General features: G+C 65.0%; 16 protein-coding genes and 1 tRNA gene. 13 read left to right on the top strand and 4 right to left on the bottom strand.

The features are described 5' to 3' along the window. A partial coding sequence (zapE, locus tag AC5RV2_RS01290) for a cell division protein ZapE (RefSeq protein ID WP_494090813.1) occupies positions 1 to 1,006 on the top strand: 1,006 nt, incomplete at its 5' end. Here zapE and AC5RV2_RS01295 read toward each other — a convergent pair. From AC5RV2_RS01295 to AC5RV2_RS01305, 3 genes are all read right to left on the bottom strand, one after another. Continuing rightward, complete coding sequence (locus AC5RV2_RS01295; protein WP_494090814.1) at positions 926 to 1,900, bottom strand: DMT family transporter; 975 nt, start codon at positions 1,898 to 1,900, stop codon at positions 926 to 928. The two genes, zapE and AC5RV2_RS01295, sit on opposite strands and share 81 nt — an antisense overlap. A 114-nt stretch (positions 1,901 to 2,014) precedes the next feature. Further along, positions 2,015 to 2,794 carry an ABC transporter permease gene (locus AC5RV2_RS01300; RefSeq protein WP_494090815.1) on the bottom strand — a complete coding sequence of 260 codons (780 nt, stop codon included), beginning with the start codon at positions 2,792 to 2,794 and terminating at the stop codon, positions 2,015 to 2,017. 47 nt (positions 2,795 to 2,841) lie between these two features. After that, positions 2,842 to 3,810 (bottom strand): ATP-binding cassette domain-containing protein, encoded by a 969-nt coding sequence (locus AC5RV2_RS01305; RefSeq protein WP_494090844.1) that lies wholly within the window; start codon positions 3,808 to 3,810, stop codon positions 2,842 to 2,844. A gap of 254 nt (positions 3,811 to 4,064) precedes the next feature. Between AC5RV2_RS01305 and AC5RV2_RS01310 the strand changes: the two genes are divergently transcribed. Further along, the gene (locus AC5RV2_RS01310) at positions 4,065 to 5,786 is read left to right on the top strand and encodes an ATP-binding response regulator (RefSeq protein ID WP_494090816.1); all 1,722 of its coding nucleotides are present in this window, start codon (positions 4,065 to 4,067) and stop codon (positions 5,784 to 5,786) included. Positions 5,787 to 5,867: 81 nt separating this feature from the next. Here the strand turns inward: AC5RV2_RS01310 and AC5RV2_RS01315 are convergent, their stop codons facing one another. Beyond that, entirely contained in the window at positions 5,868 to 6,029 is a 162-nt protein-coding gene (locus tag AC5RV2_RS01315) for a hypothetical protein (RefSeq protein WP_493978674.1), read from the bottom strand. Positions 6,030 to 6,237: 208 nt separating this feature from the next. Here AC5RV2_RS01315 and AC5RV2_RS01320 point away from each other — a divergent pair, with 208 nt between their 5' ends. From AC5RV2_RS01320 to AC5RV2_RS01370, 11 genes are all read left to right on the top strand, one after another. Then, positions 6,238 to 7,272: a hypothetical protein gene (locus AC5RV2_RS01320; RefSeq protein ID WP_494090817.1), complete on the top strand. Its 1,035-nt coding sequence runs from the start codon at positions 6,238 to 6,240 to the stop codon at positions 7,270 to 7,272. Positions 7,273 to 7,477: 205 nt separating this feature from the next. Then, on the top strand, positions 7,478 to 7,864 hold the full coding sequence (locus AC5RV2_RS01325) for a SpoIIAA family protein (RefSeq protein ID WP_494090818.1): 387 nt from the start codon (positions 7,478 to 7,480) through the stop codon (positions 7,862 to 7,864). Next, complete coding sequence (locus tag AC5RV2_RS01330) at positions 7,854 to 9,437, top strand: bifunctional diguanylate cyclase/phosphodiesterase (protein ID WP_494090819.1); 1,584 nt, start codon at positions 7,854 to 7,856, stop codon at positions 9,435 to 9,437. Before AC5RV2_RS01325 ends, AC5RV2_RS01330 begins: the two co-directional genes overlap by 11 nt. Before the next feature lie 110 nt (positions 9,438 to 9,547). Further along, positions 9,548 to 9,619 (top strand) — tRNA-Gln (locus AC5RV2_RS01335). A 56-nt stretch (positions 9,620 to 9,675) separates the two neighbouring features. Continuing rightward, a complete protein-coding gene (gene glmU / locus AC5RV2_RS01340) occupies positions 9,676 to 11,214 on the top strand; it encodes a bifunctional UDP-N-acetylglucosamine diphosphorylase/glucosamine-1-phosphate N-acetyltransferase GlmU (RefSeq protein ID WP_494090820.1) in 1,539 nt (512 codons plus the stop codon). Next, entirely contained in the window at positions 11,211 to 12,191 is a 981-nt protein-coding gene (locus AC5RV2_RS01345; protein WP_494090821.1) for a ribose-phosphate diphosphokinase, read from the top strand. The genes glmU and AC5RV2_RS01345 overlap by 4 nt, the downstream gene beginning before the upstream one ends. Positions 12,192 to 12,506: 315 nt before the next feature. Next, positions 12,507 to 14,774, top strand: coding sequence for a LuxR C-terminal-related transcriptional regulator (locus tag AC5RV2_RS01350; protein ID WP_494090822.1), 2,268 nt, complete (start codon positions 12,507 to 12,509; stop codon positions 14,772 to 14,774). Between the two features lie 2 nt (positions 14,775 to 14,776). After that, positions 14,777 to 17,473, top strand: coding sequence for a helix-turn-helix transcriptional regulator (locus AC5RV2_RS01355; protein ID WP_494090823.1), 2,697 nt, complete (start codon positions 14,777 to 14,779; stop codon positions 17,471 to 17,473). Between the two features lie 597 nt (positions 17,474 to 18,070). Next, positions 18,071 to 19,429 carry a diaminobutyrate--2-oxoglutarate transaminase gene (gene ectB / locus AC5RV2_RS01360; RefSeq protein ID WP_494090824.1) on the top strand — a complete coding sequence of 453 codons (1,359 nt, stop codon included), beginning with the start codon at positions 18,071 to 18,073 and terminating at the stop codon, positions 19,427 to 19,429. Between the two features lie 152 nt (positions 19,430 to 19,581). After that, positions 19,582 to 21,021 carry an aspartate kinase gene (locus AC5RV2_RS01365; protein ID WP_494090845.1) on the top strand — a complete coding sequence of 480 codons (1,440 nt, stop codon included), beginning with the start codon at positions 19,582 to 19,584 and terminating at the stop codon, positions 21,019 to 21,021. Positions 21,022 to 21,159: 138 nt separating this feature from the next. After that, entirely contained in the window at positions 21,160 to 26,631 is a 5,472-nt protein-coding gene (locus AC5RV2_RS01370) for a Pls/PosA family non-ribosomal peptide synthetase (RefSeq protein WP_494090825.1), read from the top strand. The last annotated feature ends 6 nt before the right edge of the window (positions 26,632 to 26,637 follow it).

The following is a 26,637-nucleotide window of genomic DNA, read 5'->3' on the forward strand; positions in this document are numbered from 1 at the left end:
AGCCGCCGCGCCGCTCCGCGCCGGACTGCCCGCGTTGCCGGGCTCTCGCCGCGGGCTGTACCTCTGGGGTCCCGTCGGACGGGGCAAGAGCTGGTTGGCCCGGGCATTCTTCGAGGCCATCGACGTGCCGGACAAGCAGCGCTGGCACTTCCACGACCTGTTCCGACAACTGCACGTCCTCCGCCGGGACGCGCAGGACCCGGAGGCCAGGCCGCCGGGCACCAGCGCCATCGAGGTGGCCATCGACGGCTTGCTGCGCGGCTGCGCCCTGCTGGTCCTGGATGAATTCCATGTCCACGATCCGGGGGACGGCCAGTTGCTGGCCCGGCTGCTGCGCGAGATCCACCGCCGCGGCATAGTGCTGGTCACCACCTCGAACTATCCGCCCGAGCGGTTGATGCCCGGCGAGGCCTTCCATGAGCTGTTCGAGCCCACCATCGCCCTGATCCGCCGCACCATGCACGTTGCCTCCGTCGCCGGGCCGGTCGACTACCGCACGCAGACCGCCGGTCGGGCCGACGCCCGGTTCGACGACGGCGGTGCCCGCCCCGGCCGGTTCGACGACGGCGCCATGGTCGTTGCCCCGGATGGTCCCGGGGACCCGCGGATTGCCGAGGCAGGCCTTGACTGGCCGTCCGCGGCAGAAGCGCGCGAACTGCGGCCGGCGAGCTGGCCGCTGCCGGTCCTTCGGAGCACGCCGGCCGAATTGTGGTTCGATTTCCGCGACCTGTGCGAAGGACCCACGGCCGCCTCCGATTATCTGGGCCTGCTGGCGCATGCAGCCCACTGGATTATTTCCGGTGTGCCGGCCCGGGAAGCGATCAGCATGAACGGCTGGCAGCGCTTCAGCAATATCGTGGACATCCTCTATGACGCCGACGTGCCGTTGACGGTCATCAGCGCGGAGCCGCTTGATTTGGCCCCCTCAGCCAGCCCGTCCGCCGTCGACATCTCCCGCATTGCCAGCCGGTTGGGCACGCTCGGCCGGGTGGGTGCCGAGGCCTGACTGCCTTTCCCGCCGGTCGCGCCGGCGGGACAGCGCTACGCCCAGCAGGCACACCCCGCCGCCGATGACGGCCAGCACGGTTGGCGTCTCGCTCAGGAACATCCACCCCAACACGATGGTGACCGGAGGAACAAGGTAGGACGAAACGCTCAGTTGCCCGGCCGGCATCCGGGCCAGGGCATAGGCCCAGGTGCTGAAGGCCAGGGCCGTGGGCACCAAGCCCAGATACACCACTCCCAGGGTCGCTTCGGCCGGAGCGCTGCGCAGGTCCGCCAGGAGGTCACCGGCAAACGGCAGCGACGAGAGTGCACCGATGCTGCAGGCCAACCAGGTGACCTGCCCGGCGGGCACGCTGCCCAGGGCAGGCTTCTGGAGCAGCACCCCGGCGGAGTACGTCACCGCCGCTGCCAGCGCCCAGAGCAGCCCGACGCCGCCGGCGGCACCGCCACCGGTGCCGAAGCCGATCATGACGACTCCCGAGAAGGCGACGCCGGCGCCGATGGCAAGCCACCTGGGGATGCCTTCGCCCAGGAACAGTCCGGCGCCCAGGGCCGTGAGCACGGGTGCGAGATTGACGATCATGGCGGTGGTGCCGCCGTCGAGCGTTTGCTCCGCGGTGTTGAGGGCGAAGTTGTAGACGCCGAACCACAGCAGGCCGCAGCCGACGATCAGCAACCACGCCCGGCGGCCCGGCCTGACCCACGGCCGCCCGACCAACAGCAGCGCCAGCGCGGCCGAGCCGATGGCAAGCCGCATCAGGCTGAGCGGCCCGGGCCCGAAATGCGGCAGCACGCCGCGGATCACGACGAAGGCGCTGGCCCACGCCAGGACCGTCACCGTTATGGCCGCAAGGACCGAAAGCGGGACGGCGGCGATCCGCGGGACGTGCGTCATGGTCGCAACGCTAACCCAAGCGGCAGTGCACCGGCCGGGGCCGGAGCGGAATGTCCGCTTCCCGCGCCAGGTGTCGGGGCCAGCACCGGCCCTGCTGCGGCCAGGCGGAAGGTCTCACAGGGTTTGCCGTTTGGTGGTCCGCACGCCGACGACCAGCCCAACCGCCGCGGTGAGCACCGCCGCGACCAGGCCCCACAGCGTGTCCGAGCCGATGGCGCCCGCGAACAACTCCCGCTCGGCATTGACCAGATAGGTGAGCGGATTGAACCGGCTGAGCACCTGCATCCAGCCGGGCCCGGCCTCTACGGGCAGCATGATGCCGGAGAGGATCATCAGCGGGAACAACAGGGTCTGCTGCACGCCCCAGAACACCCATTCCGTCCCCTGCGTGACCAAGGCCAGCGTGTAGGAGAGCGCCCCGATGCCGACCCCGAAGATCCCGAGGATCAGCAGACCCAGCAGGACCTGCAGCGGATGGAAAACGAACCCGAACGGGATGCAGACCACGGCGATGAGCAATCCCTGCGCCACGAGCGGCGCCCACTCTTTCAGCGCCCGTCCGATCATGAGCGAGGAGCGGGACAGCGGTGTCGCCAGGACCCGCTCATAGGAGCCGGTCATCAGTTCGTATTGCAGGTTGGAGCCGGTCATGGTGGTGCCGAACAGGGAGATCATGACGACGACGCCCGGCAGGAACCACTGGAGCGAGCTCTCCCCGCCGAAGGCCTCGGTCCCGACGGCCGCGCCGAGCAGGGGGCCGAAGAGGGCCAGGAAGATCAACGGCTGCAGCAGCGAGAAGATCAGCGAGAACGGATCCCGCAGCACCAGGAGCAGCTCGCGCCAGAAGACAAACTTAGTGTCCCGGACGATTTTGCCCAGGCCGGGTTTGGTCACAGGGGCGCTCCCGCTGAGGTTTGCCGCGTCTGTCCGTTGCGGTTGCATCAGGCCTCGGCTCCTTCCCGCAGGCTGCGCCCGGTCAGTTCCAGGAACACGTCGTCCAGGGTCGGCGGGTTGAGCTGGAGCGACGTCACCGGGGCGCCGGCATCGTCGAGCGCCTTGAGCAGTCCCGGAGCCAGCCGGGCGCCATCCGTGAGGCGGACGCGGAAGCGGGCGGCGCCGTCGTTGCTGCTTTCTTCGAAGTCACCGTCCGCGGCAGCGCGGCCGAGGATGGCTCGGGCGGACTGGGCGGAGTCCCGGGAAACCTCCACGGCCAGCAGGTCCCCGGCCAGGTTGGCTTTCAGTCGGGCCGCCGTATCGTCGGCAATGATGCGGCCGTGGTCAATGACGATCACCCGCTCGGACATGGAGTCCGCCTCGTCCAGATAGTGGGTGGTCATCACGATGGTGGTTCCGTGCTCGGCCCGCATCCGCATGATGTGCTCCCACAGGTTCGCCCGGTTCTGCGGATCCATCCCCGTCGATGGTTCGTCGAGGAACAGCAGTTGGGGCGAATGCATGAGCCCCAGGGCCACATCCATGCGGCGGCGCTGGCCGCCGGAGAGCTTGACGACCGTCCGCTTTTCCAGTTCCTGCAGGTCGAGCGTTCGCAACAGTTCGCGGGCGCGCGACCGGGCGTCGGCGGCGTTCATCCCGTAAAAACGGCCCTGCATGACCAGCTCGTCGATGACCCGAAAACTGTGCCCGCCGCCGTTGCCCTGCCCGATGTAGCCGATGCGTGAACGGACCCCTGCAGGGTCGGCCGTCACGTCCACTCCTGCGACGGTGGCGCTGCCCGAGGTGGGCCAGAGCAGCGTGGTCAGCATCCGCAGAGTGGTGGACTTGCCGGCGCCATTCGGGCCCAAAAAGGCCACCAGTTCGCCGGGCGACACGTCGATGTCGACGCCCTTGACCGCCTCCACCGTTTCCTTCTTGTTTTTGAAATGTTTGGTGAGTTTGTCCGTATGGATCACCGGGGGCTCCCAGTCGTTGCGATGGAAAAACGCTACGCCCGCCGGGAGCCTGGAGTCTACGGACACGAAGCCATCGCGGACAGCCTAGGTCCTGGAAGCACGCAGCGGCCTTTCGGGGCCGGCTACGGGGGAGGGGTGCGCGCCGGAGGCAGGAGGGAACTTCCCGTCGTACCGGTGGGAGCACTGCTACTCTTCATTCATAACGTCGGGGGGCCGGGACGACGCCGGGCCGCGTTCAATGCAGGAGGAATGCAGTGCGGACCGTTGCAGGTGAGCCCGGGGCGGCAGCGCGCCCAACCGTACTGGTCGGCGCGGTGGACCCTGAGACCCGCGGGTTCCTGCGCAGCGTCCTGAGCGATGCCGGCATATCGGTCGCGGCGTTGACTTCCGCGGCCGAGGTGTTGGCCGAGGTGCAGCGCAAACCGCCCGACATTCTTTTGGTGGACGCCGCCGATATGTCCCTGGCAGGGATGGAAGCCGTGCGACGGCTGTCGGACAGCCAGCCGGGCGCGCAGTGGCGGGTGATGCTCATGGCCACCGAGGACGAGTTGCACTTGGTGGAGCGCGGCTATGAGCTGGGCGTCTCCGACTACCTGATCAAGCCGTTGACGGCCGCCAGTGTGGTGAACCGTGTCCGCGTGACCCTCGCGAGATCGGAACACCGGCGACGGGAACGCAACGGGGTGGCCGTCCTGCGGGAGCGGATCCGGAATGTGTCCGACGGCATTCGCAGTACGAATGACCCGGACGAAATGATCAACCTCGCGTTGCGTGGCATCGGCGAGGCCTTCGAAGCCGACCACGTCTGGGTGCGTACCCTGGCGGACGAGCGGGTGCCGCATACCACCGCTCAATGGATCGGCGAATCCACCCAGGGCTCCATGCCCTACCGCAGCGACGAACAGGTGCTGGAGCTGTCCTCGGCGCTCTGGGCCAAGCACAGCGTGCTCACGTCGGCCGACGACGGCGGCATCGACATCGCCGCATATCCCCATGTGGCCGAATGGCTCGCCACCCCGCGGGGTAAATTGTCCTTGCTCGCGCCCTTGGGGCAGGGCCCGCAGGCTTTCGGCTTGCTGTGCCTGATCCGCACGGGGCAGCCGCGGCCATGGTCGCCGGCCGAGATTTCACTGCTTCAGCACGTAGCCGGCAACCTGGCCCACGGTCTGATCCAGGGGCACCTGATTACAGTCCAACAACAGGTCGTGGAAAAGCTCCGCGAGCTGGACCAAGCCAAGTCGAACTTCGTGGCAACGGTCAACCATGAGCTCCGGACTCCGTTGACCTCTATCGCCGGGTACCTGGAGCTGGTGCTGGATGGAGACGCCGGTGAGGTCCCGGAATCAGTGGCGCGGATGCTGAAGATCGTGGGTCGCAATGCCGCGCGGCTCCGCGAGTTGATCGAAGACATGCTCACCCTGTCCAGGATGGATTTCCAGAGCAGCGGGTTGAAGACGGAACCGGTGGACCTGCCACGCCTCCTGCGCACGGTTTCCACCGCGCTGGAACCGGTGGCGCAGGCCAAGAACGTAAAGCTGGTCGGTGAGGGGCTGGACACCCGGCTCGCCGCTGACGGCGATACCAAGATGTTGGAGCAAGTCTTCACCAACATCCTGTCCAATGCCGTCAAGTTCACGCCGCAGGACGGGGAAGTGCGGGTCACGGTCGGCCTCGGCGGCGAGAACGACGACGGCGTCCCCTGCGCCGTGGTCAAGGTCGCGGACAGCGGGATCGGCATCCCGGAAGAAGACCTGCCCCAGCTCTTTTCGCGTTTCTACCGGGCATCCAACGCCCATGCCATCCAGGGCACCGGCCTGGGCCTGGCCATCGTCAAGGGGATGGTCGACCAGCACCGCGGCGATATCTCCGTGGAGTCTAGGGTCGGCATCGGCACGACCTTCACGATTACACTGCCGCTGGATTCCGGACCGAAACAGCAAACCGCCGATGCCTCGGACGCAGTCGCGGTCTCTTAAACCACAAAGGCCGTGGCAGGCGTCCGAAGATGCATGCCACGGCCTCAGCCGGAGAGCGGAACTCCCGCTCTATTTACTTACTTAGTGCGGCCAGTTGCCGGTCTGAATCGAAAAGCCACCAGAAACCGGTGCCGACTTGACTGTAGTGGCCGGCGCAATCGCTGTTTCTGCTGCTGATGCAGCCGTCGCGCCGGTAATGGCCAGAACTGCAGCAATGAGTACTGATGCCGAGAACTTTTTCATCGGGTGCTCCCTCGTTTTTTATGCATAGACTCGCAAATCGATGCAGTGGTGATGACACTGTTTAGTGTACAGACAGGGGGACGTTCTAACTACCAGTTAAACGACACATTTCACGGCTTCCCCAGTTGGCGCGCCGGGCCTAATAGGATGATGCAGATGGGACCACTTGCCTGTCTGAATAAACTTCGATGCATGGAGGATAGGCACCATGGCTCCTGATCCGTCCGGAGATAGTTTCCTAATCGAGCTGCGCGCGCGGGAAGCTTTCGGCCGAAGGGACTTTCTGCACGGGCTGGAGCTTGCACTCCAGGCCGCGTGTCGTGCGAAACAGGCGGGTGATGAAACGGCATGGTGGCAGATGACCTTGTTCCAAGCCGAATGCCAGCGCGGCATGGGTGACATACGATCTTGCATTAATACGGCAGAACTTCTCCGAAATCATCCCATCACGCTGGGGTCGCGAGAACTCGAATGCCGTGTGCTCACCCTGCTGTCGGATGTTTGTCAAGCAGCGGGTGAGCTAGACCGAGCTGTTCAGTTCGGGGCCAACGCGGTTCACATTTCCTCGCACATAGACGTAGGTGAGAACCTGAGAATAGGTTCTTTCCTGGCCTTGATCGCTTCCCTCGCGGAGAGCGACGAATTGGAGCAGGCCTGGCAGGAGTGCCTGAAGCTTGTCGGAATCTTGGGGTCAGGCATCGATTCACAGGCTACAGGTAAGGGCTACTGGGTCATCGGTAATGTGGCCTTCCTGCGGCATGAGGCCGAGGACGGGATTAAATACCACAAGCTCGCAGCTGAGTACCTGTCGCCCTTGAATGATCTGGCTCTGTGGGCTTGGTTCAATCGCGCTTCTGCGTCAATGCGATTGTCGGCAGGTGTGGCAGACGCAGAAACAGAACATTGCATGGAGCGCGCTGAGTTGGCCGCGTCGATTATCGGTGAGGATGGCAGCGACCGGTTTAAGAACCGCTTGAACCGCGCCAACTGGCACGTCCTAAACCAGGAATTGGATCAAGCCGTGGCGATACTCGTCGCTATCTGCAGCGAGTCGGAGGCAATGGGCCATCAGACCGCGGGAGAAGCAAATCTTCTCCTGGGCAGGGCCCTGCGGGAGCAGGGCGACTTCATGAATGCGCTGCGTTGCCTTAAGGACAGCCAAGCGTATTTCACCCAAGCCGGTGCCAAGGATCGGGCGGCGCAGGTCGCGGCTGCAATCGCCGAGTTTCCGAAGGCTTCGTAACATGCATTCTTCACCGTGTCATTGAGCGTGTCGTGAACTCCGTTCGTTTACGCTGTGAACAATTGGCAGTTCTGAAGCAGTAAGTTCTGGATTTGTTGGACGGGAGCGTAAGCTTCCACCGAATCGTTGGGGAGCGGATGCACGTGCTAGGTCATGGCTGGCCCGAGAGGGTTGCAGGAGCGGTATCCAACGATGACGCGGCCGCATGAGGCGCGTGGTTGACGCGGCAGATGCCGTTGCAGCCGATGTGATCAGTGCCGGCCACGGCATCATCAGCGTCGATCTTCCGCGCGGAGCGGCCTTTACCGACGAAGTCGCGGCCCACACGTCAACGCAGCTTCGCGTGCTTTCCGGCGGCCACCCTTGCCGCGTCCTGATGCGGATGACGGGAGTCACCTCGATTTCCCGCATGGCCCGGTCGATGCTCGGGCGGCAAACCAATGCATCCGCCATTGCCCTCGTGGGCGAGTCTCCGGTAGACCGGGTGATCGCCAATTTCGTGCTGGGAACCGAACCGTCCGAATGCCCGGTCCGCTACTTTGATTCCGAACCACAGGCCCTCGCGTGGCTGGAACGGGACAATGCCGCATAATTCCGACCCTCGGCTCCAGCAGTTGGTCGACGGGATGGTCCGCCTGGCCGGAGGCGATCTGACCACTAGGATCGCCCCTTCCCCGGCACGCGACGATATTGACGCCGTCATCACCGGCGTCAACCTCTTGGCCGAGGAACTGCAGCTTAGCTACATGGAATTGGAACAGCGCGTCGAGCAACGGACGGCCGAACTGCGCCAGGCCCATCGGGACATGAGCCGGATGGCCCTCACAGATGCCTTGACCGGGCTGGCGAACCGCACGGCCTTGGCCAAGGACATGGACGTCGCGCTCGATGATGCGCGGTCCGGCCAGCGCGCCCCGGCATTGCTCCTGCTGGATATGGATTCCTTCAAGCAGGTCAACGACAGTTTTGGCCACGACGCCGGCGACCGCGTACTCACGGTCGTGGCGAACAGGCTGAGGTCCGTCGTGCGCGACGGCGACACGGTCGCACGGCTGGGCGGCGACGAATTCGCGGTCCTTCTTCCGCGCGCGACGACGGACCTCGCGCTCCAGGTGGCCCAGCGGATTTTGGGCGTGCTCAATGACGAAATCCAACTGGACGAAGTCACCGTCTGGCCCCAGGCCAGCATTGGCGTCCGGGTGGCAGATGCGGGACAAACCGCACAGAGCCTGCTGCTGGACGCGGACACGGCCATGTATGAGGCGAAAAAAGACCCTCAGAACCGCACCAAGGTCTTCCAGTCCCACATGCTGCAGGCGCGCCAACTGCACAATCAGATGGCGTCCGAACTCCGCGGCGCCATCGCGACCGGCGGCTTCGAGCTCGAGTACCAACCGGTGGTGGACCTGTGCACGGGCCTGCCGATCGGGGTGGAAGCGTTGATCCGGTGGAATCACCCGGTGCGTGGACGGGTGATGCCGACCGATTTCATCCCCGTGGCGGAACAGACCGGCCTGATTGTTGACCTGGGCCGGTGGACATTGTCGGCGGCCGCACACCAGTTTGCCCAGTGGTCCGCCGAACTGAACCTGGACCCGGCGTTCCAGATCCGCGTAAACCTCTCGGTAGCCGAGCTCCAGCGCATCGACCTGGTGGAGCACGTTCGGGGCGTCTTGAGGGATTCCGGAATGCCGGCCGAGTCGCTGGTGCTGGAAATCACGGAGACCGGTTTGGTTACCGGGGGAGAAGTCGAGACCTACTCCTTGCTGGCCCTTCGCAAGCTCGGCATCGGCATCGAAATTGATGACTTCGGAACCGGCTACTCATCGATCAGCTACCTGCGCCGGTTGCCCGTTGACATGGTGAAGGTGGACCGGTCCATCATTGCTACGCATTCGGCCGACGGCTCCCAGCAGGATTTCATCGGTGCCGTACTTCAGCTCATTCGTGCTGCGGGGCTGGACGCGATCTTCGAGGGCATCGAGACGCGGGAACAGGCCGAACAATTGCGCGATCTTGGCTGTAGCGGTGGCCAGGGGTTCTACTTCAGCAAGCCGGTGCCTGCAGCACTCATGACCCAGCTGTTGCGCAGCGGTACCAGCCTGCCGGCGGCCCTCGAGCCATCCTGTGAGGACGTACCAAGCCTGGCGACCGGGGTGGAGTGACCGGCACGAAAGCCATGTGTCGGCGGCCCGTGCCGCCGAGTCGCATCGAGGTTGGCAAACGTGGCAAAATGGACACTTGTGCCACCGGGTCAGTGTTCTTGGCGGCACGGTCCGCCCTGGTGTAATGGCAGCACCCCGGCCTTTGGAGCCGTGGAGTATAGGTTCGAATCCTATGGGCGGAACGACCACCGGCCGGTAAACCGGAGGTGCCGCGGCAGGTAGGATGCCGTTAACCCAAATGCACCGGCCACACCGGAATCACCGCAGCGAGGAGTGCTACTTAGTGAGCCCCCAGGACGTCCCTGAACAAAACGTCACAAACGCTTCAACACCGGCAGCGGTCATCGTCCTGGCCGCGGGGGCGGGCACCCGGATGAAGTCCAAAAAGCCCAAGATCCTGCATGAGATCGGCGGCGTCTCCATGGTGGGCCACGCGCTCGCTGCGGCCCGCGGCCTGGCACCCACGGTGCTCGCCGCCGTCGTACGCCACGAGCGTGACCAGGTGGCGGAGCATATCTCTTCGCTGGATCCGGACGTACTGATCGTTGACCAGGACGAGATCCCCGGTACCGGGCGCGCAGTGGAGGTGGCGCTGGAGGCCCTTCCCGCCGAGCCGGACGGACCCGTGGTGGTCACCTACGGCGATGTTCCGCTGCTGACCACGGCGCTGCTGAAGGAACTCGTCGCCGAACACGCCTCCAGCGGAAATGCCGTTACCGTGCTGACCGCGGTCCTCGATGACGCCGGCGGATACGGGCGGATCATCCGCGCCGACGATGGCAGTGTCCAGGGCATCGTCGAGCACAAGGACGCCACGGACGAACAGCGCGCGATTCGTGAGGTCAACTCCGGAATCTATGCCTTCGATGCCGGAGTTCTTCGCGCCGCCCTGTCCAGGATCACCACGGACAACGCCCAAGGCGAGAAGTACCTGACCGACGTGCTGTCGCTGGCCCGGGCCGACGGCGGTCGGGTGGCCGCCGTCGTCACCACCGACCGATGGCAGGTGGAGGGGGCTAACGACCGGGTCCAGTTGGCGGCCCTGGGGGCGGAGCACAACAGGCGGGTCTTGGACGCGGCCATGCGGGCCGGCGTCAGCATCGTGGATCCGTCATCCACCTGGATCGACTCGACGGTGACGTTCGGCACCGACGTGACGCTGCTGCCCGGCACCCAGCTGCACGGCGCCACGCACGTCGCCTCCGATGCCGTGGTGGGGCCGGACACGACCCTGACGAACGTGACTGTGGGCGAGGGCGCATCGGTCATCAGGACGCACGGCACCGATTCCGAGATCGGGCCCGGCGCCACCGTTGGCCCGTTCACCTACCTGCGCCCCGGCACGGTGCTGGGCGAGAAGGGCAAGATCGGCGCGTTCTACGAGACCAAGAACGTGACCATCGGCAAGGGCGCCAAGCTGTCCCACCTGGGCTATGCCGGCGATGCCGAGATCGGTGAGTATGCCAACATTGGCTGTGGCAACATCACCGCCAATTACGACGGCGAAAAGAAGCACCGTACCGTCATCGGCTCGAACGTGCGCACCGGCTCGAACACCGTCTTTGTGGCTCCCGTGCACGTGGGTGACGGTGCCTACTCCGGCGCAGGTGCGGTGATCCGCAAGGATGTGCCGCCCGGAGCGCTCGCGGTCAGCGTCGCACCGCAACGGAACCTTGACGGCTGGGTGCAGAAGAACCGCCCCGGCAGCTCATCTGCAGAAGCTGCCACCCGAACTTCCTCCACGCAATCCCCAACTGCAGAAAGTGATCCTTCATGAGCGGTATCAAGGCACAGGGCGAAAAGAGGCTGGTGCTGGCCTCCGGACGCGCCCATCCGGAACTGGCGCGGGAGATCGCCAAAGAGTTGGAGATCGACCTCCTGCCGACGTCCGCCTACGACTTCGCAAACGGCGAGATCTACGTCCGGTTCGAGGAAAGCGTGCGCGGTACCGACGCCTTCGTGATCCAGGCGCACCCGGCTCCCATCAACGAATGGCTGATGGAGCACCTGATCATGGTAGACACGCTCAAGCGGGCCTCGGCCAAGCGCATCACCGTGGTCGCTCCGTTTTACCCGTATGCCCGGCAGGACAAGAAGCACCGCGGCCGGGAACCGATCTCGGCCCGTCTGGTGGCCGACATGTACAAGACGGCCGGCGCGGACCGGCTGATGTCCGTCGACCTGCACACGGCGCAGATCCAGGGCTTCTTCGACGGTCCGGTCGACCACCTCATGGCCATCCCGCTCCTGGCCGATTACGTGCGCACACGGGTTGACCTGGACAACGTGACCGTGGTGTCCCCGGACACCGGCCGCGTCCGCGTTGCCGAACAGTGGGCCGAGCGCCTGGGCGGGGCTCCGCTGGCCTTCGTGCACAAGTCCCGCGACGTGAACGCGCCCAACCAGGCCGTGTCGAAGCAGGTCGTCGGCTTGGTTGAGGGCCGCACCTGCGTGCTGATCGACGACATGATCGACACCGGAGGAACCATCTCCGGCGCCGTCCAGGTCCTGAAGAACGCCGGCGCCAAGGACGTCATCATCGCGGCAACGCACGCCGTGTTCTCGGATCCCGCCGCCCGCCGGCTGTCCGAGAGCGGTGCCCGGGAAGTGGTGGTCACCAACACGCTGCCGATCCCACCGGAGAAGAACTTCAAGGAGTTGACCGTCCTGTCGATTGCTCCGCTGATCGCCCGCGCGGTCCGCGAAGTCTTCGAAGACGGCTCTGTCACGAGCCTCTTCGACGGCAAGGCCTGACAACGGTGGGCTGACTTAGTTTCAACCAATTTTCACGGGTTCCTGAGCGGGGCCGGCGACGGGGGGTGACTGCCTGCCCCCGTGGTCGGCTCCGTTCCCGTCTCAGGAGGCTTCCCGTCTCCGGAGCCGTGGCCGCGGGGTGGAGTAGTCCTTCGAGACCGGGACTGTACCTTCGCCGCCGTGGATCATCTGCCGCTGCCGTTCCCGGCCCACCCGCCTGCTGCTCGTGTACAAGGCCGGACTCGCTGGCTATGGTTAATTCCACGTCCGATGGGGGTTGGGCGTTGGGGGCAGGGGAAGAAAGACGGTCTCGCCATGAAGGCTGACACTTTATTCAGTCATGCGCTTGTGCCCGGCCCGGACACCGTTCTGATCGGCCGGGTGGAGGCCGCAGGAGCGGTTCTTGCAGCGCTGACGGACAGGGGATCCGCGGGCGCGGTCGTCGTCGCGCCCTCTGGATACGGGAAGACCCTGCTGGCACGGCATGTGGTTGAACATCTTGGGGAACGCGTCCTGGTCGTCCAACTGCGCGGCACCGAGTACGCGCGCAGCCGCTCCTACGGGGCGCTGACATACTTGCTGGCCGAGTTGGATGACTCGCAACTGACGCACCCGATGCTGGTTTTGGACGGATTGTCACAACAACTGAGCCAGGCAGCCGGCGGCAGAGACATCGTCCTGCTGATCGACAATGCGGAGCATATCGACGGCGACTCCGCGACACTGCTCGGCCAACTGGTCACGAGGGGAGACGTACGAACCATTATTCTCGCCCGGGATTTTTCGGCGGTTCCGCCGGCGTTCCTGAGCCTGGGCCACGACCCGCGAATGCGGCGGATCGACCTGCCTCCCCTGAATCAGTCGGAAGTTGGGCAGCTGGTTGCGACCGGGCTGGACGGACGGCTTTCACGCGAAGCGGCGCGGGTGCTGCAGGCGCATTCCGGCGGGAGTCCAAGGCTGGTTCCGTTGCTGGTCGGGGATTACGTATCCTCAGGTGCTCTCCGGGAACGGAACGGCGTATGGGTCCACACCGGAAAACCGGTCCGGCTGGGGCCGCCCACGGTGAGCACTGTGTGCGCGACCCTGAGCGGTTTGAACGACGACGTTCTGGATCTCGCCTGCCAACTCGCGGAATCCGGCGGTCTTCCGCTGTCCGATCTGCAGGCGACCGGGCGCGGCGGCGCCTTGGACCAGCTTCAGTATCGCGGGATAGTTGGCATCGGTTACCGTCCGGCCCCAGTGGCCGAAATCGCTGACCGGCTCATGGCCGAGGCCCTCCGCGCTACGTCGCCCGACGGCCACTATCGGTCCCGGCCACCGGCCGTGACCCGGACGGCCCTCCACAGCCACCCGGAACCAGTCCGGAACGGCTTGGTGCCGCCGCTGGATACGGCCCGGTCCATGGTCTTCCGGGGTGAGTACGCTGGCTCGGTAGACCTGCTTCGGCGCTGTGCAGAGGATCCCTTTGTCCCGACGTGGCAGAGGCTGCTCAGCCGGGCCCTGCTCTGCGAGTCCTTGGCAGTCACCGGGCGCAGCGACGATGCGCTGGCGGTTGCCGACGAGCCGTGGCCCGACCTTGCAACGGTGGCTGAAGAACGCCGCCTGGAGATCCACCAGCACCGCGCCGCAGCCTACTTGCTGTCCGGCTCCTGGTTGGACTCCGCCGGGCATATCCGCCAGTGCGGTCGCCGTGGTGATCCCGGCGGTACGTGGGAGGAACTCGTTGACGGCATCGTGCTGGCCTTGACCGGTGACCTGCACCCTGCAGCGGGCCTGCTGCGCTCTGCCCGCGCGCAGTTGTCGGAAGCGGATCCCGACGGCTTGGGACCTTTGGCCGAAGCGGCCTCGGCTTACTGCCGGGCCATGCTCAATGAAGCCGGCGGCGAGGCGGGAACAGAGCCACCCGGCGGCGGGGCAAGCCCCTGGCTCATTGACCGCCTGGAACGGCACTTTCGCGCCATGGCACGGGCGGCCAGCGGCGACGTCGAAGGTGCGCTGCGGCTGCTGCGGCAGCACGCGGCTGCGGACCGGTCGGCGGCGGTCGGCGCACTCGAGATGATGGCGCTGGCGGCCATGGCGCGTCTATCCGGGGTGGACGAGGATCAACGGCTGTTGGAACTTGCCACGCGGTGCCAAGGACCTTTCGCCGGTGTCTGCGAAACGTATGCGAAGGGCCTCGCTGCCGGAAACGCCAGCCTGCTTCTCCAGGCGGCCGAGCAAGCGGCTCGAGCCGGTCAACTGACCTTTGCCCGCGACGTGGCCGGCCAGGCTGAGGAGGCCGCAGACAGATCGGGACGGGCCGATGTACTCCGCAGGGTCAGGCGCAAGGTTCGTACACTCCTTGAGGACGGGACGGAATCAGGCTACGAGGCCGCCTGGCGCGGGCGCCTCACGGCGCGTGAACAGGCTGTTGCCAGGTTTGTTGCCGAGGGCCGCAGCAATCACGCTGTTGCCCGGGAACTGGGTGTCTCGACCAGAACGGTCGAAGGCCACTTGTACCAGGTATTTTCCAAACTGCTCATTCGCAGCCGTCAAGAGTTGGCCGAGATGCTGGCTCCTGAGTCCCCTGGCTCAACCGCATGAACGTGTCCGGCTCCGGGGGCGGGCGCCGGAACCTCGTCGATGCGGTGACCGCTTGCCTCGCCGGCCAGGCAACCGGCGGCGCGGTGCTTTACGGAGACGCGGGCATTGGGAAGTCCACTGTCGCGGATGAGGTTGTCCGGAACCTGGGGGACACGGTGCGGGTGCAGCGGGCACGGGCCGAACCAACCCTGGCACAGGTGCCCTACGGCGCGCTCTTTCCTTATCTGAGGGGAGTGACCCCCGCGGAGTTGGAATCTCCACTGGCAGTCCTGCGGACGGTGCGCTCCTCCCTTGCCAAGGGCCCCGCAGGCGAGGCTCGTCCCCTGTTGCTGATTGTCGACGATGTCCATGATCTGGACGACGCGAGCAGCCACCTGCTGGCACAACTGGTCATGGCGCGCTCGCTCAAGATCCTTGCGCTCTGTAGAAGCTGGAGCGCGCAGCCGCGGGAGCTCCTTGAATTGTGCCAGGACGGGATCCTGGAGGCCTTCGAAGTGTCGCCGCTCACGACGGCGGAAGTCCGCAACGCCCTTGAACAGATGTTCGGAGGGACCGTAGCAGGCGGGACGGTGCTGATGCTGCAGCACAAGTCCTTGGGAAATCCGCACCTCCTGAAGGCCCTGGCCGCCCACGCTGCTGCAGCCGGCAATGTGGTGCAGCACCACGGAGTGTGGCGGATGATCTGGGAACCCACTGGCCTGGATCCAGGTACCACTGATCTGTTCAAGGGACTGGTTAACGGGCTGGAGGCATCTCAGCGGCGTGTAGTGGACATCGCGGCGTTGGCCGGCTCCGTGCCCGCTGCAGCGGCCGATGCCCTCTTCGACAGTACGACGATCCGATCCTTGGAGGAGATGGGGCTGTTGGCGGATATGCGCACCGGAAACCTCGCCGTGCGGCTTCGGTTCCCGCCGTACGCGGACGTTATCCGATCCATGGTGCCCGCAGGCTGCAGCGGGGAACTTCTCAACCAATTTTTGGACGTCATGAACCGTCTGGAACCTGCGCCTGAGAGAGCCAGGGTGGAGCTGGTGCGCTGGCAGGTTGACGCCGGCCGGCCGCCGTCACCTGAAGAATCACTGCGTGCCGCGTGTGCCGCCAATGACGAGTGTGACCATCCGCTGGCCTTGAGGCTTGCCGATGCCGGCACGAACGGCCAGCCTGCCGCTCTGGTGGAACGAGCGCGCGCTCATTGGGGGCTGGGTGACAGCTCGGAGGCCAAAACGGCACTGGACCTGATCCATGAGAACGTGGACCATCGGACAATCGCGGCCGCCGCGCTGCTCCGGGCGTCCCTCGTGGAGCCGGAAGCCGGCTACCGGGCCCAGCTTGAAAAGATTTCCTCCGGTTGGATGGAAGCAGCGGGGGCGCAACCCACGACAGCCCCGGGCGACGCTCCGGTCGCAGCGGCCGCGTGCCTGGATGCAGCAACCGGTGCTTGGTTGCTGCAGGCTTATGCCCACATGTTGGAAGGAGACTTCGGAACAGCCCTTGATCGGCTGGCGAACGCCCCTGCCCCTGGGCCTGAGGATGCTGGAGTTACCCGGCTGCTTGCCGGTACCGTCAAGGCGCTTTGCCTGGCGGAAACCGGCCGCTTCCGGCAGGCGGCGGAAGCCGGGACAGAGGCCCTGAAGTTGGTCGCGGCAACTCCCTCGCTGCGGGCCTTTTATCCCTTTGTCTTCTCCCGGAATTTGGAGTCTCTGTTGATCGCCGGCCGCTATCAGGAGGCCGAACGCGCCCTGGATGAATACAGCAGGACCGCGCCGTGCCGGCACCGTTGGTTTTCAGGCAATGAATCCGCTCTGCGGGGACTGCTTCTCTTTCGAAGGGGCCGGATGAAGCCCGCAGTCCAATCGTTGGCGGAAGGTATCGGCCCGCTGCGGCATGAGGATCAGGGGATGCTGCTTCCCTCCGTGCTCGGAGCTGCAGCAGCCGGAGCGGCTCTGTTGGGCAACGGCGGGCAAGCCAAGGACTTCCGGATTGGCCTGCAGGAAGAAGCGGGCGCCGGGAGCCGCCCGCGCCTGCTTGTAGCCTCTGCCTACGCTGCGGCTGCTGCAATAAACCGCGAGGGCCTGCCGGGAACGGCAGGCCCGAATCCGGTTTTTCTACTGGACGAACTTCAAGCCGGCGCGGCAACGGCCAGTGCCGCGGGATGGGTCAGCGCAGAGAAGGAGATCCTGGAGCATCAGCTCCTGCTCGGGGACGGTAGCGGGGCGGCCCGTCTCGCGGAACTGTGCGCCCCGTTGGACGGACCTGAAACCCAGGCTTTGGCGGCTGTGGCGTCCAGCAGGGCCTCATCGGATCCGGGGGGTTTGATGGCAGCAGCCGAGGTGGCAACGCAGGCAGGCAAAGATCTTCTAGCGGCCACGGCGATGTCCTGGGCATCGGGCATCTACGAGCGGCAAGGGCTTCAACGCCAGCACAACGGTGCACTGCACCAATTGCGGGTAGCCCTGCGCCGACTCGACGGCGTCACGACTCCTGCGACCGAGCGTGCCCGGGGGAGTGCACCGGCTTTGACCGCGCGGGAGCAACAAATTGTCCTCTTGGTGCGCCGGGGCGCCAGCAACAAGCAGATCGCGGAGTCCTTGACGCTCTCTCCTCGGACCGCCGAGGGACACCTGTACCGGATATACCGAAAACTCGGGGTCGAGAACCGCCAGCAGTTGATCCGGTATGCCGAAGTACTTGATCAGTGAGGGCCAACAGCGAGTATCTGACGCGCGGATCCAAGTACCGCCCGCGGAGCAGCAAGTAGGTCATCGGTCATGCCGGGGCAGGAATCAGCCGAATTGTCGCTCCAAGTCGAGTGTCGGCTACTTGGGCATACAACGTGGCCGCTTCCTAGGCTGAAACTGTCGAAAGCTTCGGTAGAAACCAAGGGGGCGTGAGGCTTTCGACGGTTATCGGTTCCGGGACAGTCCGCGGACATGCGTCGGCGGGCTGTGACATCCATCCCGGCAGCCGTATTGGGGTACGGGCCTCGTTTGGGACACGGGCAGCATCGCGCATCCCCGCAGGAGCACAGCGCGCGCTGGTCGATCGCAGAATCCGTCTGGCGGAACGGATTGGGGACCCGGTTGGACAGATTGGGGAATCGTCATGATCGAAGAACTCGTCAAGGTCTCGAGGGCCTGCCACACGCATGGTCACACATGCGGCGGTCCCGCACGGTCCGAGGCAGCAGGACGGGACGCCGGGGTTGTCCGCGCCTGCATCCCGGCACTCACACGCTCCCCTCGCCCAGAGGAGACGTGCCCGGGGCGGCGGCCAACGACAGCTAAGGCAGGCAACTGATGGATATTTTTACCTCTCTGGAGTCGGAGGTCCGCAGCTACTGCCGGACCTGGGATACCGTTTTCGACTACGCCGCCGGGGACACGCTGCATAGCGAGGACGGCAGGGAGTATCTGGATTTCTTTTCGGGCGCAGGAGCACTCAATTACGGGCACAATAATCCGCTTCTGCTGGAGCCGCTGATCACTTACCTGCGCTCCGGGTCGGTCATTCATTCACTCGATATGAAGACGACGGCGAAGCGGCGATTCTTAGAGACGTTCCTGGAACTAATCCTGGCACCGCGCGGTCTCGACTATAAGGTCATGTTCACCGGCCCCACCGGGACGAACAGCGTCGAAGCGGCGCTGAAGCTGGCGCGCAAGGTTACCGGCCGTCACCAGGTGTTGAGCTTCACCAATGCGTTTCACGGGATGACCCTCGGTGCCCTGGCGGTAACGGGGAATTCACTCAAACGCCAAGGGGCAGGAGTTCCGCTCAATAACGCAGCCAGCTTCCCTTACGACGGCTACTTCGACCAGCCGTCGGAAGATTTCCTGTGGCTGCAGCATGCGTTGGAGGACAGCGGGTCCGGACTGGACAAACCCGCCGCGGTCATAGTGGAGACGGTTCAGGGCGAGGGAGGGCTCAGAGCGGCCAGTGGAAGGTGGCTGCGGCGACTCTCCGATATCTGTCACCAGCACGGCGTGCTTCTGATCGTCGATGATGTCCAGGCCGGGTGTGGACGCACGGGCACGTTCTTCAGCTTTGAGGAAGCAGGCATCCAACCCGATATTGTCTGCCTGTCGAAATCACTGTCCGGTTTCGGACTGCCGCTTGCCGTCATGTTGTTAAAGCCCGAATTGGACATCTGGAAGCCGGGGGAGCACAACGGTACCTTCCGCGGCCATAACCCGGCCTTTGTGACCGGGACCGCGGCCCTGGAACACTTCTGGAACGGCCGGGGATTCGAAGGAGACATCGCGGCACGGTCTTCACAGCTGCACGCAGCTCTGGCAACGATGGCGGCCGGCATCGAAGGCGCCCTTGTCCGCGGTCGAGGGCTCTTGGCCGGCGTGTATTTTCCGGACCGGACAATGGCACGAAAAGTTGCCGCCGAATCCTTCGCCCGTGGCTTGCTGGTAGAAACCTCCGGGCCGGAGGGAGAAGTGCTCAAAGCCATGCCTGCATTGACTATCAGCGCGGAAAACATGACCCGCGGACTTGACCTGCTGGCAGAGGCAGTCCGATCGGTTGCCGGTGACCGGCCCGACGAAGCGCCGGGCAGCGGCGGTGGCGACGTCCCTAGGCCACGGGCGTCCAGCTCGGCGCTGCTGCAGGCAGTGAGCACGCCGAGCCGAGCACACATTGGCAAATAGGCGGTTCGCTCTGGACGGGCGCAGCAGGGCAATCCGGAGTTGTGGCGGGGCAGCGACCGCACCCGAGGTGCAGCGGCAGCCCAACCAGATTGGGGGTCAGGGTGAAAAACTTCAAACGCATAGATGAAGCCATGGATGAAGCTGCTGTCCGCATGGCGCAGGACTCATTCGAGCTGCCGCGCAGCGCCTCGAGGCTCGGCGAGCCGCTGCCGTGGGGCGAACGGGCGGAGGCGGCGGGCACGGCAGGACGCTCAACGAACATCATCGTGCAGAAGTTCGGTGGCTCGTCGGTGGCGAATGCCGACGGCATTCGACGCGCCGCTCACCGAGTGGCTGAGACACAGGCGTCTGGATACCAAGTCGTTGCGGTGGTCTCCGCCATGGGCGACACCACCGACGAGTTGTTGGATCTCGCGGCCAGTGTTTCGCCGCATCCCCCTGCCCGCGAACTCGACGCCCTGCTGACGACCGGCGAACTCGTTTCCGCGGCCTTGCTGGCGATCGCCCTGGCCGATCTGGGCGTTGATGTCCGGACCTTCACAGGCAGCGAGGCCGGCCTCATCACCGACGACTGCCACGGCAAAGCGCACATTATCGATGTCGAGCCGCGCCGAATCCGTGCCTGCTTGAAGAACGGTCAGGTCGCCGTCGTGGCAGGGTTCCAGGGCAAAAGCCGTAAAGGGAAGACGGTCACCACTCTTGGGAGGGGAGGTTCGGACCTGACCGCCGTCGCGCTCGCCGCAGCATTGGGCGCCGGCGTCTGCGAGATCTATACGGATGTCGACGGTATTTATACGGCAGATCCGCGGATCGTGCCCAATGCGCGCAAGATCGATGTGCTCGCCAGCGAGGAAATGCTTGAGTTCGCAGCCGCGGGGGCAAAAGTTCTCCACCTCCGATGCATTGAATACGCCCGCCGCTTCGGTATTCCGATTCATGTCCGTTCATCGTTCGTGCAAAAGCGGGGCACCATGATCCTGCCCAGTCTCGACCAGCCCCGTTCGGATGCGCACGCAGGCGAACAGACTCTGGTGTCGGGCGTGGCAAGCGTCAACTCCGCGGCGCAGGTCACGATCGCCGGTATCCCGGCCTGCTCGACGACTGCCCCACGACTGCTTCAGGAACTCGCCGCATCGGGGCTGAACATCGAAATGATCGCCCAAAATCCGCGGGATGCGGGGACCGGAATCGCCGACATCAGCTTCACCCTCCCATCCACGGAGGCGTCGGCAGCCATTGCGGCTCTGGACGCGGCGCGGAGCCGCATCGGATTCGAAGCCCTGTATTACAAGGGAGAAGTGGGCAAGGTCTTGCTCACTGGACTCGGGATGCGCTCTTCGCCCACTACCCTCAGCACTTTCTTCAGAGCACTTTCGGACGCCGGGATCAGTCCGGAAATGATCTCGATTTCCGAGCTGTGCATTGCTGCCGTGGCACGGGCCGATGAGCTTGCCGATGCTGTCCGCGCGCTCCAGGACGCTTTTGGTCTCACGCCGCAGGAAAAGGAAGCGGCGGATGACCGTACGCCAGACACGCTTCCGCAGTTCGAGGTTCAGGCGCTTGCCGCTACACGGCCAGGATCTTCCGCGTGACGTCGGACTGGGAAGAAAAGGTGCAGGTTAGGCACTTTGCCGAGCCGGCATCAGGACATCAACTTTTTGCCCCAGCGGGCAGGGACTGGCCCCAGTGACCCCTTACACCCACGTGCACCGCCGAAACGGGAGGCACCAATGGCTCCAGCCGAGAACTCGTACCTTGGATCAGAGGACACGACCATGCTGGTCAGGCGGCAGTCCCACGCGCGGACACCGTCGGCCGAGGCGCATAAGGCGGCGCCCAAAGAATTAGTCGCGCTGGCTGCTCCAAGGGACCATGCCCCGGCAGGAGCCAACGAGCAGGCCGGCAGCACAATCACGCCCGCCACCGGAGTGTACTCAGGGGGGCCTGCCCCGATCCCTCGAACTTTGCTGGACATCCTCTTTGCCACCGTGGACGAGTACCCGGACGCGGTAGCGGTGGATGATGGCACCACCTCATTGAGTTACCTGGCGCTGCTGGATCGGATCGAGTCCCTGGCCCTGGACCTGTACGAACGCGGGATCAGTGCCGGAGACCGGGTCGGCATTCTGGTGGCTCCAAGTACGGCCGACCTCTACATCGCCGTACTGGCCGTGCTCGTCCGCGGAGCGGCATGCGTCCCTGTCGATCCTGACGAGCTCGGTGACCGGGCCGCGTTGGTATGGGAAGAGGCTAGAGTATGCGCGGTAGTCGGACCCGGGCTTCGGGTCCGTCCCGTCATCGGAGCGCCCGCCCATGGGGAAGCACGACCGCCTACCGCCGACGACGATGCATGGGTCACCGTCAGCTCAGGCTCAACCGGCCGATTCAAGGCAATCGCCGTGTCGCACCGGTCGGCGGCAGCCTTCGTGGACGCTGAAGCGTCGGTCTTCTGCGCCGAGGACCCGCTCGGGCCCCGCGATCGTGTGCTGGCCGGTCTCTTCGGCAGGTCCGGCCTGTGCGACGAAATGTGGCTGGCCTGGCGGCACGGCGCCTGCTTGGTGCCGGCACCTCCCGAAGTCATCCGCTCCGGCGAGGACTTGGGCCCGTGGCTGGTGTCACGGGGTATCACCGTAGTCCCAACTGTGCCTGCCCTGGCTGCACTATGGCAGACGGAATCGCTGCAAGACGTCCGTTTGCTGATCTTCGGCGAGGAATGCCCACCGGATCTTGCGGCGCGGCTGGCTGCCCCCGGCCGGGAAGTATGGACCACGTACCGTCCCATCGAGGTCGCCGTCGCCTGTGCTACGGCCCATGGGGCGACCCCGGCAGTCATCGGCCGGCCGCTTCCCGGCTGGCAACTGGCCGTCGTGGACAGGAACGACCAGCCTGTCGCCTGGGGCGAAGAAGGAGAGCTGGTCATCGGCGGGGTGGGCCTGGGCCGGTGCCTCGATCCCGGTGAGGATGCCGAGAGATATGCCCCCCTGGACTCCCTCGGCTGGCCCCGGGCATACCGCACTGGAGACCTTGTCCGCGCCGATCCCGAAGGACCGGTATTTGTCGGCGGCGCCGGCGGACATGCCGGACCCGCGGGACGCCGAGCCCCCGAGACTGGGCTCAGCGCAGCGCCGCACGAGGTTCGCTCGGAGGATCCGGCACGCGGGGCTGACGTAGCCCAGGAGGCGATGACAGCCACTTTGGACCCGTTGCTGTTGCAGTCCCCGCACCACCAGAGCGTGCGGTGGTCTCCGGGGGAGCGGCTGGAAGCGCTCTTCGAGAGCCGCTGCGACTCGTTGCGCCGCGAAGGCCGGGCAGGCCAGTTGGCGGTCGACTCCGGGGACTCGACCTTGACCTACGATCAGCTTGACGCACGGGCCAATCAGCTGGCCCGGTACCTGCTCGCCGACGGTGCCCAGGCCGGCGACCGTATCGCGCTGCTGTTCGACCACGCGGTTTGGTCCTACGTCTCAATACTGGCGGTGCTGAAGATTCAAGCGGCGTATGTGCCGCTGGACGCCGGATTTCCGCCGGACCGGCTGGGCTACATCATGGAGGACTCCGGGGCCAGCCGCGTGCTGACCTTGAGCCACCTGGCCGGTCTCTTGCCGGAGGACTGCCCGCGCGCCCTGAGTTTGGACACGGCCGCCACGGACATTGCCTCCCTGTCCGGCTCCCGGCTCACAGACAGTGAGAAGCCCGCCCCTGTCGAGAACTTGGCCTACGTCATCTACACCTCGGGGTCCACGGGCCGCCCCAAAGGGGTGGCCATTGAACACACCAGCATCTGCAACTTCGTCCGGGTCGCCGCCGAGGTCTACGGATATCAGAGCGACGACCGCGTCTATCAGGGACTGACGATCGCCTTCGACTTTTCTGTCGAGGAGATGTGGGTGCCGTGGATGGTCGGCGCGACCTTGGTGCCCAAGCCGAGTTCGAAGAGCCTGCTCGGGGCCGACCTGGAACGGTTCGTGATCGACAACCATGTCACAGCGATGTGTTGCGTACCCACCCTGCTGGCCACACTGGAGCATGAGCTCCCCGACCTGCGTTTTCTGCTGGTCTCCGGGGAGGCCTGCCCGCGCGATCTGGCCGAGCGCTGGCACCGGCCGGGCCGGAGATTCCTCAATGTGTATGGGCCTACCGAAGCGACCGTGACCGCCACGTGGGACGTTATGCACCCCGACAAACCGATCACCCTCGGCCAGCCGCTACCGACCTACACGGTCATGATCCTGGACCCCGAGGAACCGCGGGCCCTGCCGCGGGGCGAAATGGGGGAGATCGGCATCGCCGGGATCGGGCTGGCCGTGGGTTACGTGAATCATCCCGAGAAGACAGATTCAGTCTTTATCCCCGACTTCCTGGGCATCCCGAACAACCCTTCGGGACGCATCTACCGCAGCGGAGATCTTGGGCGTATCACCGACGACGGGCTGATCGAGTACTACGGCCGGATCGATACCCAGGTCAAGATCCGCGGCTACCGGATCGAGCTGTCCGAGATCGAATCGGTGCTTCTGCAAATCCCGGGGATCGCGCAGGCAGTAGTCGAAACGCACGAATCAGCACCGGGGATGACCGAGCTTGCCGCGTTCTATACGTTGCGCAACGGCGTCTCCGCCCTCGCGCCCGAGGAGATCAGGGAGGAGCTCCGCGACCGACTGCCGAGCTACATGATCCCGGCCTTCTACGAGCAGCTTGAGACCATGCCGATGCTGCCCAGCGACAAGGCCGACCGGAAGAATCTGCCGACGCCCAGCAACCGGGTGAGCGCTTCGTCCGACGCCGAGTACTGCGAGCCGACGACGGACGCCGAGGCCGCTCTGGCCGAGCAGCTTGCCGCCGTGCTGGGATTGGGACGCGTCTCCGTCGAGGCTCACCTGTTCGACAACCTTGGGGCCAACTCCCTGTTAGTCGCGCGCTTCTCCGCCGCGCTGCGCACAAACACCGACCTGCCGCCGGTCGACCTGCAGGTCATCTACGAGCATCCGACGATCCGGGCCCTCGCCGCGGCGATCACTGCTCCGGCCGCCGCGGACGCGTGGGCGGAACAGGAACCGGACCCGCGGCCCAAACGAGGGCGTATCGCCACGTTCGACATCGCGCTTTGCGGTTTCCTGCAGGCGGCGCTCGCCATCGGTTACTCCTATGCTTTCATCACGGCGATCGTGGTCGGCTACACCTGGGTCATAGCAGGGGCCGGCATCCTGGAGATCTGGGGACGTGCGGTCGTCGTCGGGGTCAGTTTCTTTCTGGCCCTTAGCATCGTGCCAATCGTGCTTAAATGGCTGATCCTGGGACGGTGGAAAGAGCAGAACATCCGCATCTGGTCGCTGGCCTACGTCAGGTTCTGGTTTGTCCGTGCACTGGTCAGGCTCAACCCGCTGGCCTACTTCGTCGGCACCCCGATTCTTCCCTTCTACCTGCGGTTGATGGGGGCAAAGGTCGGCGCCAACGTCACCATCCTCACGCCCATCACTCCGGTGTGCACCGACCTGTTGACGATCGGCAGCGGGACGGTGATCAACAGGGATACGTTTTACCTGTGTTACCGGGCCCACAACGGCTGGATCCAGACCGGCCGGGTCACGCTTGGCCAGGACGTCTTAATCAGCGAGAGGTGCGTGCTGGACATCGGCACTTCGATGGGTGACGGGGCGCAACTGGGCCACTCGTCGTCGCTGCAGAGACAGCAGTCCGTCCCCGCCGGCGAAAGCTGGCACGGATCCCCCGCGGTCCCGACCGACGTGAACTACCGGCTGGTCGAGCCGCTGAGGTGCAGCCGGGCGCGGCGGATGATTTACAGTGCCTTCCTCCTGGTCAGTAACACGGTCCTGTTCGGCCCGCTGCTTCTACTGGCCATCGCGCTGCTTTTGCCGGCCTACTTGGGAAGCGGCCATTTGAACCATGCCAACCCGGGGTTCTACCTGGACCTGGCCTTCGCTTCTTTCGTCGTGCTGTTCGGGGGCATGCTCGCCGTTCTGGCGGCAATGTCGACGGTTCCTCGAGTGCTTAACCTCTTCCTCAAACCGGGGCGGGCCTATCCGCTGTACGGTCTGCGCTATGCGGCCCACCGACTCATCTTCCGGATGACCAATGTCTTCCAGTTCATGCACATCAGCGGGGACAGTTCCCTGATAGTGCACTACCTCCGTCTGTTGGGTTACAAACAGCCCAACCTGGAGCAGACCGGATCAAACTTCGGGACGGAACTCGACCACGACAACCCTTACCTGACCACCGTGGGATCCGGGACCATCATTTCCGACGGCGTGTCGATCATCAACGCAAACTACTCAAGTACGTCCTTCCAAGTTTCCGAGGTAAAAATCGGGGCAAAGAACTTCTTCGGTAACGACATTCCGTATCCCGCCGACGCCCGTGTGGGCGACAACGTTTTGTTCGGCAGCAAAGTCATGATTCCCATCGACGGCGAGGTCCGGCAAAACGTCGGCCTGCTCGGTTCACCTGCATTCGAGATTCCCCGGTCGGTCGATCGGGACACAGCGTTCCTCAGGATCGACCGCCGGGAGGAAATCGTCCGCCGGCTGCCGGCCAAGAACCGGCACAATGCACTGTCGATCGGGCTGTACCTCGCCAGCCGCTGGGTCCTCGTCCTCGCCGGCATGCTGGCGTTCTCCTTCGCCATCATCCTGTTCCCGGGTGTTCCGGGCCTCGGCCTCTACCTGGGCACCGTCTGCTTTGGCGCCTTCATGATCGCCTTCTTCATCGTGCTCGAGCGTGCCGCGCAGGGGTTCAAAGCGATGGTCCCGACCGTATGCTCGATTTATGACGTGAAATTCTGGCGACACGAACGGTTCTGGAAGTTCATCACGTATCCGCTCTATTTCTTCGACGGGACCCCCTTCAAGCCCTTGTTCTGGCGCCTGCATGGTGTCCGGATGGGCAAGCGGGTCTTTGACGACGGGTGCGTCATCCCGGAGAAGACGTTGGTGGCCATCGGGGACGACACGACTCTCAATACCGCCAGCGTTGTCCAGTGCCACTCAATGGAGGACGGCGTCTTCAAACTCGACACCATCACCATCGGCCGGGGAGTCACCTTGGGGGTGGGCGCCTATCTGCTCTACGACGTCGTGATGGGCGACGGTTCGGTGCTGGAGGCCGATTCCTTTTTGATGAAGGGCAGCCAAGTGCCGGAAGGCACGCGGTATGGCGGCAACCCCGCACGGGAAATTGTCTAGGCACCG

This window comes from Arthrobacter sp. Y3225116, assembly GCF_059091245.1.